Here is a 1,816-nt window from a genome sequence, read left to right on the forward strand (position 1 = left end):
TTACGTACGGTTATCCACATGCTGAAACCTCGAATGGGAAGAAGACAGATGAGTCCTGCATGAAATCGCCGGCAATACTTATCCGGCGCCGTTAATCAGCAGCGAAATCGGAGGATGCTGAGTGCCTAAGAAGCGCTACGGCAAACTAAATGCTGGATTCATGTGCGGCAGCCCTATTGTTTATTAGAAATACTAAACAAATGGCTATCGTTTTTGGTGCATGTCCATGCTAGTCATGAATAGCGTCAAGACAACTGCAGGACGCCAGCCAGCGATCTGAGAGCACACCAAACGCCTCTCTATTAGCTCAAAGGTTGGTCCATTGAGCCAATTTACGATCAAATATATCCTGTAATATTTTGAAATGGAAGGTGTATGTTATCGAATTCTTATTATTGAGATAACATTGATCAATTGCATCTTGGTAGTATTCAACGACTAGTATTTAGCATCATTTATCAATTTTTGTGGGGTAGTTGTTATGCGTCTGACTGGCAAAGCTTCTGCCACAATAAGGGCGGCGGCTTTGACAAATACATGCTTCACATTCGCGAGTTCTGGAATGTCGGCCTTGGCCGCAGGATAGCTGCGCAGTTGATCGGTGACGATTTTCTTCGGCACCTCGGCACTGGCTGACAGTATCCGTTTGAAGAAGCGCTTCGCTGCAGTCTTATCGCGTCGCTTTTGCAACAGGATGTCGAGTTCAATGCCGTGTTGATCGACCGCACGCCAGAGAACAAAGGGCTCGCCGCGCAACGACACGAACATCTCGTCCAGATGCCATATGCTACCCGGCTGGCGCCGGGCGGCCTTGATACGATGGGCGAAGCTGGCGCCGAACTTCTCGGTCCATCGGCGAATGGATTCATGACTGACGATCACACCACGCTCGAACAGCAGTTACAGCAGTTCCTCGATGTCGCGCAGGCTGAGCTGGAAACGAAAATACCACCGGACCGCGTGGCTGATGACCGAAGCTGGAAACCGATGGCCATGGTAGAGCAATTTCCTCTTTTCCATCTCTCCATCCTAACCGAACCAGGCGTCAACGTGACAAAGCCGTTGCGACACGAGACCTTGCGGCCCGTGCTCACGCAATCGGCCGACCAGTNAATTTCCTCTTTTCCATCTCTCCATCCTAACCGAACCAGGCGTCAACGTGACAAAGCCGTTGCGACACGAGACCTTGCGGCCCGTGCTCACGCAATCGGCCGACCAGTCGCCGGATCAGCCGTGTCGTCAGTTCGAGTCGCTCGGCAGCACGCCACGGCTTGAGTTTGCCGTCCACCACGTCCTGAATGACCTTGAATCTGTCCAGCTCGCGCATCGTCACGTGATCCGCTCCGTTGCAGCCATCGCAGCCTCCGGCGCCGGACACCCGGCGGCCCAACAGCTTACGTGGCACGAAAGCGGACATTTCTATTTAGCTAAAAGCGGACATTTCAGTCTAGCCACTACAATCAAATATGGTGATAAATTAGTTTATGTCAAATCAAGAAAAGCAAGACATGGCAGCCACGGTATCGCACGCCGGGGATGATCGTTCGCTCGCCGGCATATCGCCAACTCCGAACCATCCCGCAATATCGTCGCGCATGTCGCCTCCGGGAAGCGACTGCAGGGCATTGTCACGTTGACGAGATGGTCGGTAGCGTAGGATGTCGAAATGAAAAAGCAATCGCTCTATCGTGGACATCGATTCCCGGCGGCCATCATCAGTCAGGCCGTGCGTGGGTATTTCCGCTTCCAGCTGAGCCTGCGTGACATTGAGGAGTTGTTGTTCTAGCGTGGCGTGATCGTCAGCCATGAGACGATC

The 1,816-nt window shown here is 52.6% G+C and carries 1 protein-coding gene and 2 pseudogenes; 1 reads left to right on the forward strand and 2 read right to left on the reverse strand.

What is annotated here, in order from left to right; translation table 11 throughout:
- Positions 1–510: 510 nt before the first annotated feature.
- Together RZR99_RS32735 and RZR99_RS32740 are read right to left on the reverse strand one after the other, a co-directional pair.
- Positions 511–1,020, reverse strand: a pseudogene (locus RZR99_RS32735) (IS6 family transposase); the annotation flags it as partial.
- 118 nt (positions 1,021–1,138) lie between these two features.
- Positions 1,139–1,333 (reverse strand): hypothetical protein, encoded by a 195-nt coding sequence (locus tag RZR99_RS32740; protein WP_323123818.1) that lies wholly within the window; start codon positions 1,331–1,333, stop codon positions 1,139–1,141.
- A gap of 333 nt (positions 1,334–1,666) precedes the next feature.
- On the opposite strand from RZR99_RS32740, the pseudogene RZR99_RS32745 reads away from it, so the two are divergent.
- Positions 1,667–1,783 (forward strand): annotated as a pseudogene (locus RZR99_RS32745) (IS6 family transposase); the annotation flags it as partial.
- Positions 1,784–1,816: the final 33 nt, after the last annotated feature.

This window comes from Burkholderia alba (genome assembly GCF_034721475.1).
Classification (GTDB): Bacteria; Pseudomonadota; Gammaproteobacteria; order Burkholderiales; family Burkholderiaceae; genus Burkholderia; species Burkholderia alba.